At 69.6% G+C, this 16596-nt stretch carries 10 protein-coding genes and 1 pseudogene; 5 read left to right on the top strand and 6 right to left on the bottom strand.

Translation table 11 applies throughout. The features are described 5' to 3' along the window. Positions 1-26: 26 nt before the first annotated feature. From QQG74_RS13975 to rfbB, 5 genes and pseudogenes are all read right to left on the bottom strand, one after another. Positions 27-3551: pseudogene (locus QQG74_RS13975) on the bottom strand (type I polyketide synthase); the annotation flags it as partial. 86 nt (positions 3552-3637) lie between these two features. After that, positions 3638-4951 carry an activator-dependent family glycosyltransferase gene (locus QQG74_RS13970; RefSeq protein WP_341720709.1) on the bottom strand — a complete coding sequence of 438 codons (1314 nt, stop codon included), beginning with the start codon at positions 4949-4951 and terminating at the stop codon, positions 3638-3640. A gap of 184 nt (positions 4952-5135) precedes the next feature. Then, on the bottom strand, positions 5136-6683 hold the full coding sequence (locus QQG74_RS13965) for an MFS transporter (RefSeq protein WP_341720708.1): 1548 nt from the start codon (positions 6681-6683) through the stop codon (positions 5136-5138). 97 nt (positions 6684-6780) lie between these two features. Beyond that, a complete protein-coding gene (locus QQG74_RS13960; RefSeq protein ID WP_341720707.1) occupies positions 6781-9588 on the bottom strand; it encodes an AAA family ATPase in 2808 nt (935 codons plus the stop codon). Between the two features lie 670 nt (positions 9589-10258). Further along, entirely contained in the window at positions 10259-11239 is a 981-nt protein-coding gene (gene rfbB / locus QQG74_RS13955; RefSeq protein WP_341720706.1) for a dTDP-glucose 4,6-dehydratase, read from the bottom strand. 134 nt (positions 11240-11373) lie between these two features. Between rfbB and rfbA the strand changes: the two genes are divergently transcribed. From rfbA to QQG74_RS13940, 3 genes are all read left to right on the top strand, one after another. Beyond that, positions 11374-12279 (top strand): glucose-1-phosphate thymidylyltransferase RfbA, encoded by a 906-nt coding sequence (gene rfbA, locus QQG74_RS13950; RefSeq protein ID WP_341720705.1) that lies wholly within the window; start codon positions 11374-11376, stop codon positions 12277-12279. 61 nt (positions 12280-12340) lie between these two features. Continuing rightward, positions 12341-12616 carry a DUF5988 family protein gene (locus QQG74_RS13945; protein ID WP_341720704.1) on the top strand — a complete coding sequence of 92 codons (276 nt, stop codon included), beginning with the start codon at positions 12341-12343 and terminating at the stop codon, positions 12614-12616. Positions 12617-12641: 25 nt separating this feature from the next. Continuing rightward, a complete protein-coding gene (locus QQG74_RS13940) occupies positions 12642-13424 on the top strand; it encodes an alpha/beta fold hydrolase (RefSeq protein WP_341720703.1) in 783 nt (260 codons plus the stop codon). A 79-nt stretch (positions 13425-13503) separates the two neighbouring features. Here the strand turns inward: QQG74_RS13940 and QQG74_RS13935 are convergent, their stop codons facing one another. Further along, positions 13504-14607, bottom strand: a complete 1104-nt coding sequence (locus tag QQG74_RS13935; protein ID WP_341720702.1) for a glycosyl hydrolase 53 family protein — start codon at positions 14605-14607, stop codon at positions 13504-13506. A 580-nt stretch (positions 14608-15187) separates the two neighbouring features. On the opposite strand from QQG74_RS13935, the gene QQG74_RS13930 reads away from it, so the two are divergent. Together QQG74_RS13930 and QQG74_RS13925 are read left to right on the top strand one after the other, a co-directional pair. Beyond that, positions 15188-15769 (top strand): hypothetical protein, encoded by a 582-nt coding sequence (locus QQG74_RS13930; protein WP_341720701.1) that lies wholly within the window; start codon positions 15188-15190, stop codon positions 15767-15769. 65 nt (positions 15770-15834) lie between these two features. Continuing rightward, positions 15835-16530, top strand: a complete 696-nt coding sequence (locus QQG74_RS13925) for an SDR family oxidoreductase (protein WP_341720700.1) — start codon at positions 15835-15837, stop codon at positions 16528-16530. Positions 16531-16596: the final 66 nt, after the last annotated feature.

The following is a 16596-nucleotide window of genomic DNA, read 5'->3' as shown; positions in this document are numbered from 1 at the left end:
TTGGTGACGGCCGGGCGGGCGGCACCGGCGGGCCGCAGCACGAGCCGGTCGACCGTGGCGACCGGGCGGCCCTCCACGTCGGCGAGCAGCAGGGACAGGCTGTCCGGGCCGGCCGAGGTCAGCCGGGCCCGCAGGTGGGTAGCGCCTGTCGCGTACAGCCGCACGCCGGTGAAGGAGAAGGGCAGCGTCGGGGTGGCGGAGGCGGCGCTGAGCAGGCCGGTGGCGTGCAGGGCAGCGTCAGCCAGCGCCGGGTGCAGGCCGTACCGGGCGCCCTGCTCGGCGGCCTGGGGGTCGAGGGTGACCTCGGCGTAGACGTGGTCACCGAGGCGCCAGGCCTGGCGCAGGCCGCGGAAGACCGGTCCGTAGTGGAGGCCGATGGCGGCGAGTGCGTCGTACCCGCCGGTGAGGTCGACCGGCTCGGCGCCGGTGGGTGGCCACGGGGCCGGCAGCGGCTCGGCAGGCGCGGCGGCGGCAGGGGTGAGGCGGCCCTCGGCGTGCCGGGTCCACGGCACGTCGGCCCCCGCGTCGTCGGGTTGCGACCAGATCGTCAGTTCGCGGGCGCCCTCAGCGTCCGGCGCCGTCACGACGACCTGCACCCGCACACCCGCGTGCTCGGGCAGCACCAGGGGGTGGTGCAGGGTCAGTTCCTCGATGGTCGGGCAGCCGGTCTCGTCGGCGGCCCGGAGGGCCAGTTCGGCGAAGCCGGTGCCGGGGAAGAGGATGCGGCCGGCGACCAGGTGATCGGCGAGCCACGGGTGGGTGCCGACCGACCAGCGGCCGGTGAGCACGACGGTCTGCGGGCCGGCCACGGTGGTGGCGGCACCAAGCAGCGGGTGGCCGGTGTCGGTAAGGCCCAGCCCGGCCGGGTCGGAACGGACGCCCGCGTCGAGCCAGTAGCGGTCGCGTTGGAACGGGTAGGTGGGCAGGTCCACGACCCGACCACCGGCCACCGGCCAGTCGATCGGCACCCCACGGGTCCACAACTCCGCTGCGGACCGCAACACTCGGTCCCAACCACCCTCGTCACGACGCAACGTACCCGTGACCACAGCGGAATCAGCCGCATCCTGCACCGCCATCGCCAACACCGGATGCGGACTGCACTCCACAAACACCCCGAACCCATCCGCCACCAAACCCCGCACCGCGTCAGCGAACAACACCTCCTGACGTAGGTTGCGGAACCAGTAATCGGCGTCCAAGACCTCGTCCTCACCCAACCACGCGCCCGACACCGTCGACCACAACGGCACCGAAGGCGTCCCCGGCGACAACCCCGCCAAATCCCGCGCCAAACGCCCCCGCAACACCTCCACCTGCGCAGAATGCGACGCATAATCCACCGCAATCCGACGCACCCGCACACCCTCACCCTCCAACACCGCCAACAACCCCACCACCGCATCCACCTCACCAGAAACCACCGTCGACGCCGGCCCATTCACCGCCGCCACCGACACACCCTCCACCAACCGCCCCCGCACCACATCCACCGGCAACCCCACCGACGCCATCGCACCCCACCCGACAACACCTCACCCACCGCAACACTGCGCAACACCACCACCCGCGCACCATCGGCCACCGACAAGGCCCCCGACACCACCGCCGCCGCAATCTCCCCTGCGAATGCCCCACCACCGCATCCCCACCACACCCAACGACTCCCACACCGCCGCCAACGACACCATCACCGCCCACGACAACGGCTGCACCACATCCACCCGCCCCAACAACACCTCATCCGACAACGCCCCCCGCACATCCCAATCCACAAACAACTCCAACGCTTCCACACACTCCGCAAACCGCCGCGCAAACACCTCCGACGTGCCCAACAACTCCACACCCATACCCACCCACTGCGCCCCCTGACCCGGAAACACCAACACCCGCTTACCCACCCCACCAGCAACACCCACCGGCATCACACCATCCACCACCGCACCCAAACCCGCCACCAACTCCACCTCATCACGACCCACCACCACCACACGCGACTCCAACACCGCACGACCCCGCACCAACGTAAACGCCACATCCAACGCATCCACACCAGACACCCGCGACAACCGAACCGCCTGCTCCCGCACCGCCGCCGACGACTTCCCCGACAACACCCACGCCAACGCCGCCGGACGCGCCGGCCGCTCCACCACCTCAACCCCAGGAGCCTGCTCCAAAACCACATGCGCATTCGTCCCACTGACCCCGAACGAGGACACCCCCGCGCGACGCGGCCGGTCCACCTCCGGCCACGGCCGTCGCTCGGTCACCAGGCGGACTCCACCCGAGGACCAGTCGACGTGGCTGCTCGGCTCGTCCACGTGCAGGGTGGCGGGCAGGACGCCGTGCCGCATCGCCAGCACCATCTTGATCACCCCGGCGACGCCGGCCGCGGCCTGCGTGTGACCCAGGTTCGACTTCACCGAGCCAAGCCAGAGCGGCTGGTCGGCCGGACGACCCTTGCCGTACGTGGCGAGCAGGGCCTGCGCCTCGATCGGGTCACCCAGCGTGGTGCCGGTGCCGTGCGCCTCGACCGCGTCCACGTCGGCGGTGCCCAGCTCACCGACGGCTAGGGCCTGCCGGATGACCCGCTGCTGAGACGGCCCATTGGGGGCGGTGAGGCCGCTGCTGGCCCCGTCGGAGTTGACCGCGGTGCCACGGATGACCGCATGGATTCGCCGGCCGTTGGCAACCGCGTCGGAAAGCCGCTCGACCAGCAGCATACCGACGCCCTCGCCCCAACCGGTGCCGTCGGCGGCGGACGCGAACGCCTTGCAGCGTCCGTCGACCGACAGCGCCCGCTGCCGGCTGAACTCGACGAAGGCGTCCGGGGTGGACATGAACGTGACGCCACCGGCGAGGGCGAGCGAGGACTCACCGGAGCGCACCGACTGAACTGCCCAGTGCAACGCCACAAGCGACGACGAGCAGGCGGTGTCCACCGTGACCGCGGGCCCCTCCAGGCCCAGGACGTACGAGATCCGGCCGGAGGCGACCGCCGCCGAGCTGCCGTTGCCGAGGTGACCGTCGAGGTCGGCCGGCGGGTTGCTCAGCCGGGTCGCGTAGTCGTGGTAGATGACGCCGGCAAAGACGCCGGTACGGCTGCCCCGCAGCACGGTGGGGTCGATGCCGGCGTCCTCGACTGCCTCCCACGCCGTCTCCAGCAGCAACCGCTGCTGCGGATCCATCGCCAACGCCTCCCGGGGGCTGATCCCGAAGAAGGCCGGGTCGAAGTCCATCGCGCCGGTGAGAAAGCCGCCGGAGCGGGTGTAGCTGGCGCCCGGCTGGTCCGGGTCCGGGTGGTAGAGCGCCGACAGGTCCCAGCCCCGGTCGGTCGGCATCTCGGTGATGGCGTCCTCGCCGGCCTGGAGCAGACGCCACAGGTCGGCGGGGGTCTCGACGCCACCGGGGAATCGGCACGACATGCCGACGATGGCCACCGGTTCGCTGTCACGCTCTTCCCGCTCGCGCAGGGCGCGCCGGGTGTTCCGCAGGTCCGTGGTGGCGCGCTTGAGATAGCCGAGCAGCTTTTCCTCGTTGTTCACAAGTTACCTTTCAGTGCTGCCGAGGTCATGACCAGCGAGACGGTGGATGCGGAACCGGCGGTGCCGGTGACGGGTGGAGCGACCGCTCAGCCGAGCGGTGCGACGCCTGCGGTCTGGCCGCGGTGCCCTGCGACGAGCGCCTCCAGCGCGGCCACCGTGTCGGCCGGTGAGGTCGCGCTGCGGGCGATCTTCTGAAGGTCCGCAGCGGCGGCGGCGAACGACGGCTCGTCCAGCAGCCGCAGCAGTCCGTCGCGCAGCCGCTGCGCGGTCAGTTCCTCCTGCGGTACGACCACGGCCGCGCCCCGCTCGGCGTACTTGCTCGCCTGGATCGCCTCGTCCCACGACCAGCCGGGAATGACCAGCTGCGGCACACCGTGCATCAGTGCGTTGAGGCGGGTACCTCCACCGCCGTGGTGCACGATCGCCGAGCAGCTCGGCAGCAGGGCGTCCATCGGGACGAAGTCGACGGCACGGACGTTCTCCGGAACCGCGACACCTTCCAGGACGTCCCCAGGGATGGTGGCGACCACTTCGATGTCAAGACCGTCCACGGCCTCCAGGACGGTGGAGACGTTGATGCCCTCACCCCAGTGGTCGTCGATCTCGCGCAGGGACAGGCCCAGGGTGATGCAGATCCGGCGACGCTCGACGGGCTCGGTGAGCCACTGCGGGATCACCGACGGGCCGTTGTACAGCACCGGGCTGATCGACCGGTAGTCGTGCTCCACGGGGAAGCGCATCCACTCGGGCGTCGGGTCGATGCTGAACTCCCCGAACATCAGCTCGCGGGCGAACGGGGTGTTGTGTCGGGCCAGCTTGCGGGTGAGCATCTCGACCAGCGGGTCGGCCAGCGGGTCTTCGCGCACCGCAGCCGGCTGCTGGGGCAGCCCCTCGGTGAAGATGCGGTGGATGCGGGCCGTCTGGTCCAGTCCGAACAGGAACCGGACCTGCGGCACGCCGATGATCTGGGCGACGATCGGCCCGGCGTACGTGGTGGCGTCCCAGACGATCACGTCCGGCTTCCACCAGCGAGAGAACCGGAGCAGGTCGTCGACCATCGGGTCGTTGGCCAGGTAGTCGTACGCCGCCACCGGGCCCTGGCACCACACGCGCAGGACGTTGCGGGCGTAGTCCCAGGTGAGCCGCTCGGGTCGGATCTCGGTGATGTCGTACTCCGAGCCGTGCACAGTGTCGCCGTACTCGGCCTGGCGGGCGTCCTCGACCATGTCGAGCTGCTTACCAACCGCAGCTGCGGGCAGCCCCGCGCCGGTGATGTCCGGGACGAGCTCGGGGCCGCTCGCGACCACCACCTCGTGGCCCGCGGCACGCAGTGCATGCGCCAGCGGAACCATCAGGTAGAGGTGAGTGTTGGCAGCGAGCGTGGTGAGAAGGACGCGCATGGGGTCTCCCAGGGACATGGCGATGCCATCAGAGATAGGTGTGGCAGCGACGTTAGCCAGGCGTAACCTGCGCTCGGGACCCCTAAGAACCCCTACCCACCCCATGCGTACGGGGGAACGCACGAGGTGGGCAGGGAGCTTGCCGTGGAACACTGTTCAGTTGTGCTCCGGTCTTCCGGACCGGTCAGACGTGTACCTCGTCCTCGGCCCGCTCGGTCGGGTCCGGCACCCGAACGCGACGCAGGGCGAGCAGGGCGGCGACGGCCATCACGGCGACCAGGCCGGCGGCGGTGAGGGCCATGGCGTGGGCACTCTCCACGAAGGCGGCGTCCGCCACCGCGACCAGCTGCCCGGCGTACTCGGGCACGGTGGCGGCGATCCCCTTGGCGGCGGCGAGGGTCTCCGCGGAGGCGGCAGTCAGCTCGGGTGGCAGGCCGGCCGGCGCGTTCTCGAGGAACTGGTTGCGGTAGACCGCGCCGCCGATGCTGCCCAGCACGGCGATGCCCAGGGCGCCACCGAACTCGGTACAGGTCTCGGACAACGCCGAGGCAGCGCCGGCCCGCTCCGGCGGTGCCGCGGCGACGACCATGTCCACCACCATGGTCACCACGAAACCGATACCCGCGGCGGCGACCACGTTGCCGGCGATGACGATGGCCAGGGTATCGGTGCCGAGTTGCAGCAGGATGACGAAACCGATACCGGCCAGGACCAGGCCGAAGACGAGCACGTACACCTGCCGCACCCAGCGGACCACGACCGGACCGAGCGTGGCACCGACGGCCGAGGCCGCCGCGCCGGTAAGGGCCCACAGACCGGCCCGGAACGGGCTCATGCCGAGCACGATCTGTAGGTACTGGGTGGTGAACAGGGTGATGCCGGCCATCGCCACGAAGACCGACAGGTTCGTCAGCAGGGCGGTGCTGAAGGCGGGATTACGGAACAGCCGTACGTCGATCATGGGATCGGTCCGCCGGCGCTGCCGCTGGACGAAGATGAGGCCGAACAGAAGCCCGGCCAGGATGGTGGCCACGGCGACCACGCTCGCGCCGCCGTCCTCCGCGATGGTCTTGATGCCGTAGATCACCGGAAGCACGGTGAGTAGCGACAGCAGTGAGCTGAGCAGGTCGAACCGGCCGGCTTGCGGTGCCTTGAACTCGGGCAGCACCAGCAGGCCGACGACGAGTAGCAGCACCATGATCGGTGCGTTGATGATGAAGACCGACCCCCACCAGAAGTTCTCCAGCAGGGCGCCACCGACCAGCGGCCCGAGCACCATGCCAGCGGACACGCTGGCCGTCCACACCCCGATTGCGGATCGGCGCTGGTTGTCGTCGTGGAACATGTTCCGGATCAGCGACAGGGTGGAGGGCATCAGGGTGGCGCCGCCGATTCCCTGCAAGGCCCGTGCCGCGATCAGCATCTCGGCGGTGCTGGCGTAGGCGGCCACCACGGACGCCCCACCGAACGCCACGGCGCCGAACATCAGCAGTCTCCGGCGGCCGATCCGGTCACCGAGGGTGCCCATGGTGAGCAGCAGGCCGGAAAGGAGGAAGGCGTAGATATCCAGGATCCAGAGCAGCTGACTGCTGGTCGGGCTCAGATCCGCGGTCAATGCCGGCAGGGCGATGAACAAGACAGAAACATCGATGGAAATCAGCAAGACGGGCAGCGTCAGCACGGCGAGTCCGAACCACTCGCGTGAACCTGCCCGGTTGGTCGGTCCGGCCATGCGGCAACTATACAAGCGTCTTACTCATACGTACATATAGCCACTGACGCGCCGGCCCGGCGGTACGGACGGGTGCCGCCCGTACCGCCGGGGCGGGCTACCGTTCGCAGGCCGCAGACGATTCCTTCGTCGCGACCCCCGCCTGGAGCACCGCAGACAGGTCGCTGCGTTTGGTCACGTCAAGCTTGCGGTAGGCCCGGGTCAGATGCTGCTCGACCGTACTCACCGTGACGAACAGCTTACGGGCGATCTCCCGATTCGTCTGACCGGCCGCCGCCAGCACCACCACCCGACGCTCGGCGCTGCTCAGCCCGGCGGTGGCCGCGTTGGCCGGTACGGACCACTCCTCCTCCGGCTGCCTGACCGGGCCGAACGGGGTAGGGTGCACCGGCCCGGTCGGATCGAAGGCATGACACCTGCTGGCGATGCGGTCGGCGGTGCGCAACACCATCCGGGCCCGGGTGGAGTCGCCAACGGCGTTGAGCGCCTGGCTGAGATCGGCAAGCGCGTACGCCAGCTCCAGCCGGTCACCCGACTCCTTCAGCGCCCGGACCGCCTCGTTCAGCAGCGCGGGCTTCTTGCGCTCGTCGCTGGCCGCCGCCAGCAGCCGCAGCGCCACCCCCCGAGTGCGGCTCGCCCCCGGGCCCAGCCGGGCGAGTTGTTCCTGCGCGAGTCGCCCGGCCTGCCGCTCCTCCCCCAGGTGCAGGCAGGCGCTGGCCGCCTCGGCTCGCCAGGCCACCAGGCCGGGCACGTCGAAACCCCAGCGGCTCATCAGATCCCCGCAGGTGCGGAAGTCGCGCAACGCCGCCCGGTACGACCCGTTGGCCAGGTGGAATCGGCCGCGTGCCTGGAGGTAGTGCAGGCCGAGCGGGGTGTCGAAGACGATCGGCGGCACGGTCATCCGCAGATAGTCGATCGCCTCCCCGAGCTTGCCGGCCGCGGTGGTGGCGCGCAGCATGGTGCCCAGCGGCAGTGCCACGAAGATGCCCCAGGCGGACGGCTCCATCAGCTTGAACGCCTCGAGGACGCACTGCTCGGCCCGGGGCAGTTCGCCCTGCCGCACGGCGATCTCGCCGCGGACCGCCGTGAACAACGCCTGCCAGGTGGTCGCCTGCCGGCGTTGCGCCTCGTCGATCAGCGGATCACACCACTGGGCCGCGGTCTCCAACTTGTCGCCGAAGACCAGCGTGAGCAGCGCTACGGTCAGCGGGCCGACGGTGATGTCGGCGAGGCTCGTCTGCTGCAACAGCTGCTCGGCCTCGCGCAGGATGCCGTCACCGGCACCGAGCGAGCCGACGCTGAGCAGAATGGCCCGGGTGTACTGCTGCGTGGTAAGCAGGCGATGCGGATCCGACGCCGAGGTGTCCGGGCCGGCGAACCGGGCAGCGTGGGCCGGGTAGCAGAGGTTGTACCAGAGGCGGGCGAACTCCAGATCCTGCCGGGTCGCGTCGTCCTGGTCGGCCCGCGACCGCACGGTGGCGAACAGTTCGGCCGCCTCGTCGACCCGCCCGAACCAGAGCAGGTGTGCCAGCGGCAGCAACGCGGCGCCGCCGGGCAGCCGGCCCTCGGCGACATCGGCCACCATCGCGTCCAGGTGCCGCCCTGCGGTCGCCGCGGGATCGTGCCGCCACTCCAGGCGGGCCAGCAGTTGCCGGACCGCGGCGAGGTCGGCCGGATCACCGTTCACCTGCTCCGCCCAGCGCAGGCAGGCGAGCGCGAATTCGAGATCACCGTCCGGCACCGCCCGCTCGGCGGCCTGCCGCAGCACGGGCAGCACCCACTCCCCCTCCGTGTAGCCGGCGGCGAGCACGTGCCGGGCGATCTGGGTAGCGGGGGCTCCGCAGCGGTGCAGGAACCGGGCCGCCTCCCGGTGCAGGGTGATCCGTTCCACCGAGGTCATGCAGTTGACGACGGCGGCGGCGCAGCGCGGGTCCGGGTAGCGGCCGTCGACGAGCAGACCGGTGCGCTCCAACGCGCTGACGGCCTCCCGGACACCGGCGGCGTCGAGTTCGAGGAACCGGCCGACCTCCTCGACGGTGGTGGCGTCGGGCAGCACCGCGAGGGCCCGGGCGACGTCGCGCAGTACGGCGTCGGCGCGGAACAGTATGCCCATCACGGCGTGGGCGAAGCCGTCCCGCACCACCAGCCGGACCGGACCGGCGGGATTCGCCTGCCGGGCATCCTGGATCAGGGCCTTGACCAGCAACGGGTTACCGCCACTGATCCGGTGCACGTCCGCGCTGATCTCGTCGGCGGCCTGCTCGCCGAACTCCTGCGTCAGCAGCTCCGTCACCCCGGCCGAGGAGAGGCAGCCGACCCGCAACCAGGCATAACCGGGTTGACCCAGCAGGTCCCGACGTAGCGGCGGATAGGCCCGTTCGGTGGAGTTGTCGCCGGCCAGCACCAGGAAAACTGGCGCCGTGGCAAGCCTCCGGATCAGATAGGACACGCATTGCCAGGAGGCCTCGTCGACGTGGTGCGTGTCGTCGATGGTGATCAGCAGCGGGCCCGTCTCGGCCAGCCGCAGCAGCATGAGCGCCAACCCGCGCACCTTGGCCGCCGTCGCCTGCCGGATGGCAGCGACGTCGGCGCCGTACACCGACCAGGCTCTGGACACGTCGGCGAGCGCGGCGTCCACCCGTTGCAGTTCGGCCAGCGGAAGATCTGCGTGGTGGAAGAGCTGGCCGATGACCCCGGTCGGCAGGTCCCGTTCTGCCTCCGACGCCGTCGCGCCCAGATGTCGCCCTCCCGCGTGCACGACGTGTTCCACCACGGTGCGCAGCAGTTCTGTCTTGCCGCTGGCCACGGAACCCGTCACCAGCGCCGTACGACCGCGCCCGGAAGCGCTTTCGGCCGCAAGCCTCCGCAGTAGCGCTATTTGTTCTTGGCGCTCCACGAGGGTCATTTCGACACACCACCCCGCTTAATTTAGTAACGACGTGGAACACGAATTCAATCGCCCGAGCACCAGCAGCGCCGAACCGAACAGCCTACTTTCAAAATGGGTCCCGACCATTTTTGAAGCTATTCCGAGTGATTGGATGTCCTGTTCCTGCGGTCTGTTCGGGCAGTATGCCATTGATCTTTGCGACGGCGCAACGTGGACCCAAGCGCCACCACCCGCACCGTTATTCAACCTGAAGACGGACGTTGAGGACGCGGACCACCAAAGCCCAAGGACTGGAACATTCGGTCATAACGTTAACAAAGTCGAAGCCATTAAGCCGGAGCGTGAGCGCGATTTATACGCTGAGCATCGCTACATCGGTTACAGATGTTGTTTTATACATACGTACGTGCACCAAACGGTATGCGGTAACGAAACCTGAGAGAATGTTGAGAGCCCCGGGTTGTGTTACGCGAATGTGTCGTGTCTCCGACTGGGCGGCGGCGGTCCCGGCGAGGCGACCGGACATCCGGGCACCGGAAATGCCCCCGAGGCGCAGCCGTATCCGGCCCCGCCATGCCACCCAGCAGAGGCCGTGCATCAGCGACGCGCCGAGCCCCGGCCGCCGCCGCTTATCCGGCTGCCAAGTCGGGCCGGTTCGGGAAAACCCGGGGCGGGCATGGGAACGTCAGGCGCTCCGCCGTAGCGGTTCCCACCAGGCCCGGTTCTCGCGGTACCACGCCACGGTGGCCGCCAGCCCTTCGGCGAAGTCGACAGCCGGCGCGTAGCCGAGTTCGGTAGTCGTCCGGCCGATGTCGAGCGAGTACCGCCGGTCGTGCGCCTTGCGGTCCGACACGTACTCCACCATCTCCCAGCCGGCGCCGCAGGCATCGAGCAGCCGGGCGGTCAGCTCCTTGTTCGTCAGCTCGGTGCCGCCGCCCACGTGGTACACCGCACCGGGACGGCCGCGCTCCGCGGCCAGTGCCACGCCGGCACAGTGGTCGTCGACATGCAGCCAGTCGCGGACGTTGCCACCATCGCCGTAGAGCGGTACGCGACGGCCATCGAGAAGATTGGTGACGAACAGCGGGACGACCTTCTCCGGGAACTGGTACGGGCCGTACGTGTTCGAACCTCGAGTGATCACCACCGGCAGCCCGTGCGTCCGGTGATAGGCGCGAGCCAGCAGGTCGGATCCCGCCTTCGCGGCCGAGTACGGCGAGTTGGGCTCCAGCGGCCGGTCCTCCGTCCAGGAACCGGAGTCGATCGAGCCGTACACCTCGTCGGTGGAGACGTGCACGAACCTGTCGACTCCCCCGGCAGCCGTCGCGGCCTCCAGCAGCACCGACGTGCCGACCAGGTTGGTGGTCACGAACGGCGCCGCGCCCTCGATCGACCGGTCCACGTGCGACTCGGCTGCGAAGTGCACGACGAGGTCGTGACCGGGCAGCACCTCGCCGACCAGGTCCGCGTCGCAGATGTCGCCGACCACGACCCGCAGCCGGGGCGAGTCGGCGACCGGCGCCAGGTTCGCCAGGTTTCCGGCGTAGGTCAGCTTGTCCAGAACGGTGACGTCCGCGCCCGCCAGACCGGGGTAGCCGTCGGCCAGCAGCCGACGGACGAAGTTGGACCCGATGAAACCCGCGCCTCCGGTGACCAGAATCCTCACGGCCGCAGACTATGGCCTGCCCAGCGGCCAATCCGGTGACGGACCCAAGACTGGGGTACCCGGCCCCGAGAACTGGGGTCGGCCGGAAAAAGCAGGGGAAGGCGGCAGGCTGATCCGGCGATACGCTGCCCGCCGTGCGGGGAGTGCTTCTGGCCGGCGGGACAGGATCCCGACTCTGGCCCATCACAAAGGCCATTTCCAAACAGCTCATGCCAGTCTTCGACAAACCGATGATTTACTACCCGATGTCCACCCTGGTCATGGCAGGCATCAGCGAGATCATGATCATCACTCGACCGGAGGAGCAGCACCAGTTCCGGCAGCTGCTCGGCGACGGCAGCCAGTGGGGACTGCGCTTGGAGTACGGGGTCCAGCCCCGACCCGAGGGCATCGCCCAGGCCTTCGTCATCGCCGAGGAGTTCCTCGCCGGTGGACCGGTGGCGCTGATCCTCGGCGACAACATCTTCCACGGCGGCGGGCTCGGCCGGATGCTGCAAATGCAGAACAAGGTCGAAGGCGGGGTCATCTTCGCCTACCCGGTGGCCAACCCGGAGGAATTCGGCGTGGTCGAGTTCGACGCCAACGGCACGGCGATCAGCCTGGCGGAGAAACCGGCCCAGCCGAAGTCCCGGTACGCCGTGCCGGGGCTCTACTTCTACGACGCCGAGGTGGTGCGGATCGCCACCACGTTGCAGCCCTCGGCCCGGGGCGAGCTGGAGATCACCGCGGTCAGCGAGGAGTACCTACGCCGGGGTCGCCTACAGGTCCGGGTGCTCGACCGGGGTACCGCCTGGCTGGACACCGGCACGTTCAACTCGATGGTGGCAGCCGCCGAGTACGTCCGGGTCATCGAGGAGCGGCAGGGCTTGAAGATCGGCTGCCTGGAGGAGGCCGCCTGGCGCGCCGGCCTCATCGGCGACGACGACCTGCGCCGGCTGGCAGAGCCGCTGTGCAAGAGCGGCTACGGCGATTACCTGCTGCGGCTGCTGGACTGGACGGAGCCGTCCTATCCGGAGCCGGTGATGTGGCACCTGCAGTGAGCCGTCACCGGCGCATTCGCGTGCCGGTGCCGGAGCTTATCGAGCCCCGAGGAGGTCTCGCATGAACGACTTCGCGCAGCCACCACTGACCACGGACAGCGCCAACCCGGACGGCGGCGGGACCGCCACGGCGGATCCGGACGAGTTCGACGTCGTACTCGAGGGCGGTCCGGCCGACCTGCCGGACGCGCTGCGCCGACGGCGGGTCACCGGCACCACCGACCGGATCAAGGTGATGTTCCGCGGCGGGTACGAGCATTTCCACCGGGACATCAGCGTCCCGGCCACGGTTCCGGTCGTCTACCGCTGGGCCGGCCGTACCCGGATCGCCGAGTAACGACACGAGAAAGACGGTGACCATAGTGCTCTCCGAGCCCACCAACCGGTGGATCCAACGGCTGACCCCGCAGGCGACAGGTCGACTGCGGCTCGTCTGCTTCCCGCACGCGGGCGGCGCCGCCACCTACTACCTGCCGCTGTCCCGAGCACTACCACCGGATATCGATGTCCTGGCGATCCAGTACCCGGGCCGGCAGGACCGCCGCAAGGAGCCGAGCCGCACCTCCATCCCCGAACTCGCCGACGAGATCGACACCGCCCTGCGCGCCCAGCTGTCCGGTCCGTACGCCTTCTTCGGCCACAGCATGGGCGCGGTGATCGCGCACGAGGTCACCCAGCGGCGGCAGGTCGCCGGGCTCCGGCTGCCGGAGCAGCTGTTCGTCTCCGGGCGGCGGGCGCCGTCACAACCCCAGTTCCGCCCCGAGTCCCCGCGCACCGACGGAGGAATCCTGGCCGAGTTGCGCGAGGCCGGTGGCACCCACCCGATGTTCCTCGAGGACGAGGAACTGCGTGCCGAACTGCTGCGGATCATGCACGCCGACTACCGCGCCATCGACACGTACCGGTGGACGCCGCAACCGCCGGTGGAGTGCCCGATCACCGCACTCACCGGTGACAACGATCCGCAGGCGCCGGTGCCCGCGGTGGCCGGCTGGTCCGCACACACCGCCGCCGCGTTCGACCTACAGATCTTCGAGGGCGGCCACTTCTATCTCGACAAGCATCGGCAGCGGGTGGCCGACCTCCTCGCCGGCACGCTACAGACGATCCCCGCCGGCGCGGCCGGGGAGGCCGGGCTCGGCTGACCACGGCGACCGCCGATCGCGCTGGTTCGCTGGTTCGCGAGGTGCCGGGCCCGTGGCGACGTGCGGGCCCGGCCGCCGGTCACGGGTTCCAGAACAGCTGCGGGTTGACCCGCCCGCTCCAGTCGAAGACGGCCATGTTGTCCCAGCCGTTTCCGGTCCCGTTGATGTTCGCCGGATCCCAGCCGTTGCCCCGGATCGCGTACCAGGTCGGCTCCCAGTAGAAGACACCGACCGCACCGGCGTTGCGGGCGGTGTTCTGCACCCAGTTGAACTGCTGCGCCTGACCGGCCCAGGTGGCCGGGATGTTGTCGCAGAGCACGGTGCCCGGGATCGAGTTGCGCTCGTGGTCGGCGTCGGCCGTGGTGAACTGGTACGCCGTCTCGGCGATCACCACCGGCTTGCCGTAGCGGGACCGCACGTCGGCGATCACGTTGTAGAGGTTGGCCAGCGAGCCGTGCCACATGCAGTAGTAGGAAAGCGCGGTCACGTCCCAGGTCACACCCTGTGACCTGATCCCGTCGTAGAACCAGCGGGCGTTGGCCATGCTGTCCGCGTTCGCCGTGTGAATCCACACCTGGGTACCGCTGTGACACGCCTTGGTGGCCTGGTAGCCCTGCTTGAGCAGGCTCGCCAGCGGGGCGAAGTTGTTGTTGACGACCCGCCCGGTCGGCCACAGCATGCCCACGTTGATCTCGTTGCCGATCTGCACCGCGTCCGGGGTGGTCCCCTGCGCCTTGAGCGCCGTGCACACGTCGTAGGTGTAGTGGTAGACGTCGGCCTGCAACTGGCTCAGCGAGTGGTTGACCCACGCCGCAGGGGTGTACTGCTTACCCGGGTCGGCCCAGGTGTCCGAGTAGTGGAAGTCGATGAGCAGCTTGAAGCCCTTGGCCTTGATCGCCCTGGCCTGCTGGAGCACCTTGGCCTTGTTGTTGTAGCCGCTGGCCGGGTTGTTCCAGATGCGCAGCCGCAGATAGTTGACCCCCTTGCCGGCGAGGATGTCGTAGGGGTCGGCCTGCGCGCCGGAGGCGTTGTAGTAGCGGGCACCGAGGTCGAGGCTGCGTTGCAGGGAGGAGACGTCGGCGCCGCGCATGGTGAGGGTGTTGGCCGCCTGTGCGGGGGCGGTCAGGGCCAGCGGAGCCGCGAGGACGGCCACCGCCACGAGGGCCCGGAGGGACGGTCTCATGGTGCTCCTTCACATCCGTGGATGCGGTGCCCGGTGGAGCCGGGCACGCCCGGCGGGACTGCCGGACGATCGTGGAACCAGGTGAGGTGGTCGGGATACCGGTGGATCAGGTCGTGGTCGGCGAGGAGGCCCGGACGACCAGGCTCGTCGGCACGGTTCGCCCCTTGACCGCTCCGGTGCGTAGGCCGACCCGCCAGTAGTGTCGCAGGCCGAGGAGGAGGGCTGGCGCGAGAGCCCCCGGCGACCGAGCTCCGGCGTGGCCGATCCAGGCTCAGGATCGTCGATGTTGCCGGAGCGGGTCCCGGCGTGCTGGAATGGCTCCTATCGCCGCAGCGCGGGGGCAACCGCGCTGGGAACGGCCAGCACGGGAGCAGCGCAACGCCGGCAGCGCGTCGCTTTGGCAGACGATCGCGCGCCGCATCGCCGGGCCAGCTTCACCACAACGGGCAGGCGTGTCCGCCGTCCGTGTCCTCCGGGTACGTGTGCCCCGCGTCGGCCGACAGGTTCGACGCCAGCACGCCGGAGGCGTCCGATGCGATCTGCCAGTGCACCAGAACCGGCGACGAGGTGAGAAGCGATCATGATTTCCCGGGAGAGTTTCACGGGGTGGTACCGGAACCGTTTCGTGTGGGTGGCGGTGATCCTGCTGGCGGTGTCGGCCGGCGCGGTCGCGCTGTTCAACCCGGCCACACCGCAGACGAAGCCGACGGACCTGCACGGGCAACTCGTCAGCCGGATGCGCAGCACACTCGAGCAGGCGGATCCGGGGCAGCACAACCACGCCGGGCACGGGATCCAGCAGGTGGGCACCGAGGAGGAGAAGCCACCGGTGATCTGCGGGGTCCACGTCTACGGTTACGAGCCGGCCGAGGTCACCGAACTCGCCGACGTGCAGACGGTCTACGGATTCCACCTCTGCGGGGTCGCCGAGCAGAAGCGTCCCTGGGACGTGGCGGTCAAGCTGGCCGGTCCGGTCATCGTGGACATGTCCACCGAGCCACCGGGCATCCAGGTGGTCGAGGCGACCGAAGACGTCATGTTCATCGACCGGCTGCGGCAGATGTTCCCGGAGAAGTACGCGGACCTGGCGGCCCAGGAGGCGTTGGGCGCATCGGAGATGGCCGACCTACGTCGCCGGTACGACGCCGCAGCCGGGCTCTGACGGCAGGCCCCGCATCCGCGCAATCGTTCAAGACCTCGGCGTCGAGGTTCGCATAGCCTGCCGCCATGACACTCGACGGAAAAATCGCCCTGGTCACTGGCGGCTCCCGCGGTATCGGCCGGGCGATCGTGGCACGGTTGGTCCGAGCGGGTGCCGAGGTGTACTTCACCTGCCGGACGCAGCCACCGGCGATCGGTGCAGTCGGCATCCGCACCGACCACCAGGACATCGGCAGTGTCGAGGCGATGTTCGCCGCCGTCGGCGACCGCCTCGACATCCTGGTCAACAACGCCGCGATCAACCCGGGCACCCCGCTGGAGACGCTCACCGCAGCGGAGTTCGACCGGGTGTTGACGGTGAACACGAAGGTGCCGCTGCTGGCGATGCGCGCCGCCGCCGAGCGGATGGGTCCGGGTGGGCGGATCGTCAACCTGTCGACGCTCAACACGGTCGTACCGGCGGCCGGGCACCTGCTCTACGTCCTGAGCAAGGGCGCCCTGGAGCAGGCCACCGCCGTGGCCGCCCGCGAGCTCGGACCGCGCGGCATCACCGTCAACACCGTCTCGCCGGGAGCGGTCGACACCGACATGCTCCGGTCGACCAACCCGCCTGAGGCGCTCGCCCAGACCACCGCGCTTACCGCCCTGCAACGGCTCGGCAGGCCCGAGGACATCGCCGCGGTCGTGGCCTGGCTGGTCGGCCCGGACGCGGGCTGGGTCACCGGCCAGAACATCCGCGCCACCGGTGGCCTGCTCGTGTAGGCCGAACTCCGGGTGCGGTCCACCCGCTGCTGGCCTGCGGCTCGGGCAGCTGACTGCGCAGCCCCT

The organism is Micromonospora sp. FIMYZ51 (assembly GCF_038246755.1).
Lineage (GTDB): Bacteria > Actinomycetota > Actinomycetes > Mycobacteriales > Micromonosporaceae > Micromonospora.
Note: the sequence above shows the minus strand (reverse complement) of the source record. Positions and strands in the feature narration are given on the sequence as shown.

Coding starts and splice junctions, on each gene's coding strand:
- QQG74_RS13970 (WP_341720709.1), bottom strand. CDS start 4,951: ATGCGCGTCCTTCTCACCACGCTCGCTGCCAACACTCACCTCTACCTG.
- QQG74_RS13965 (WP_341720708.1), bottom strand. CDS start 6,683: ATGGCCGGACCGACCAACCGGGCAGGTTCACGCGAGTGGTTCGGACTC.
- QQG74_RS13960 (WP_341720707.1), bottom strand. CDS start 9,588: ATGACCCTCGTGGAGCGCCAAGAACAAATAGCGCTACTGCGGAGGCTT.
- QQG74_RS13945 (WP_341720704.1), top strand. CDS start 12,341: ATGAACGACTTCGCGCAGCCACCACTGACCACGGACAGCGCCAACCCG.
- QQG74_RS13935 (WP_341720702.1), bottom strand. CDS start 14,607: ATGAGACCGTCCCTCCGGGCCCTCGTGGCGGTGGCCGTCCTCGCGGCT.
- QQG74_RS13930 (WP_341720701.1), top strand. CDS start 15,188: ATGATTTCCCGGGAGAGTTTCACGGGGTGGTACCGGAACCGTTTCGTG.
- QQG74_RS13925 (WP_341720700.1), top strand. CDS start 15,835: ATGACACTCGACGGAAAAATCGCCCTGGTCACTGGCGGCTCCCGCGGT.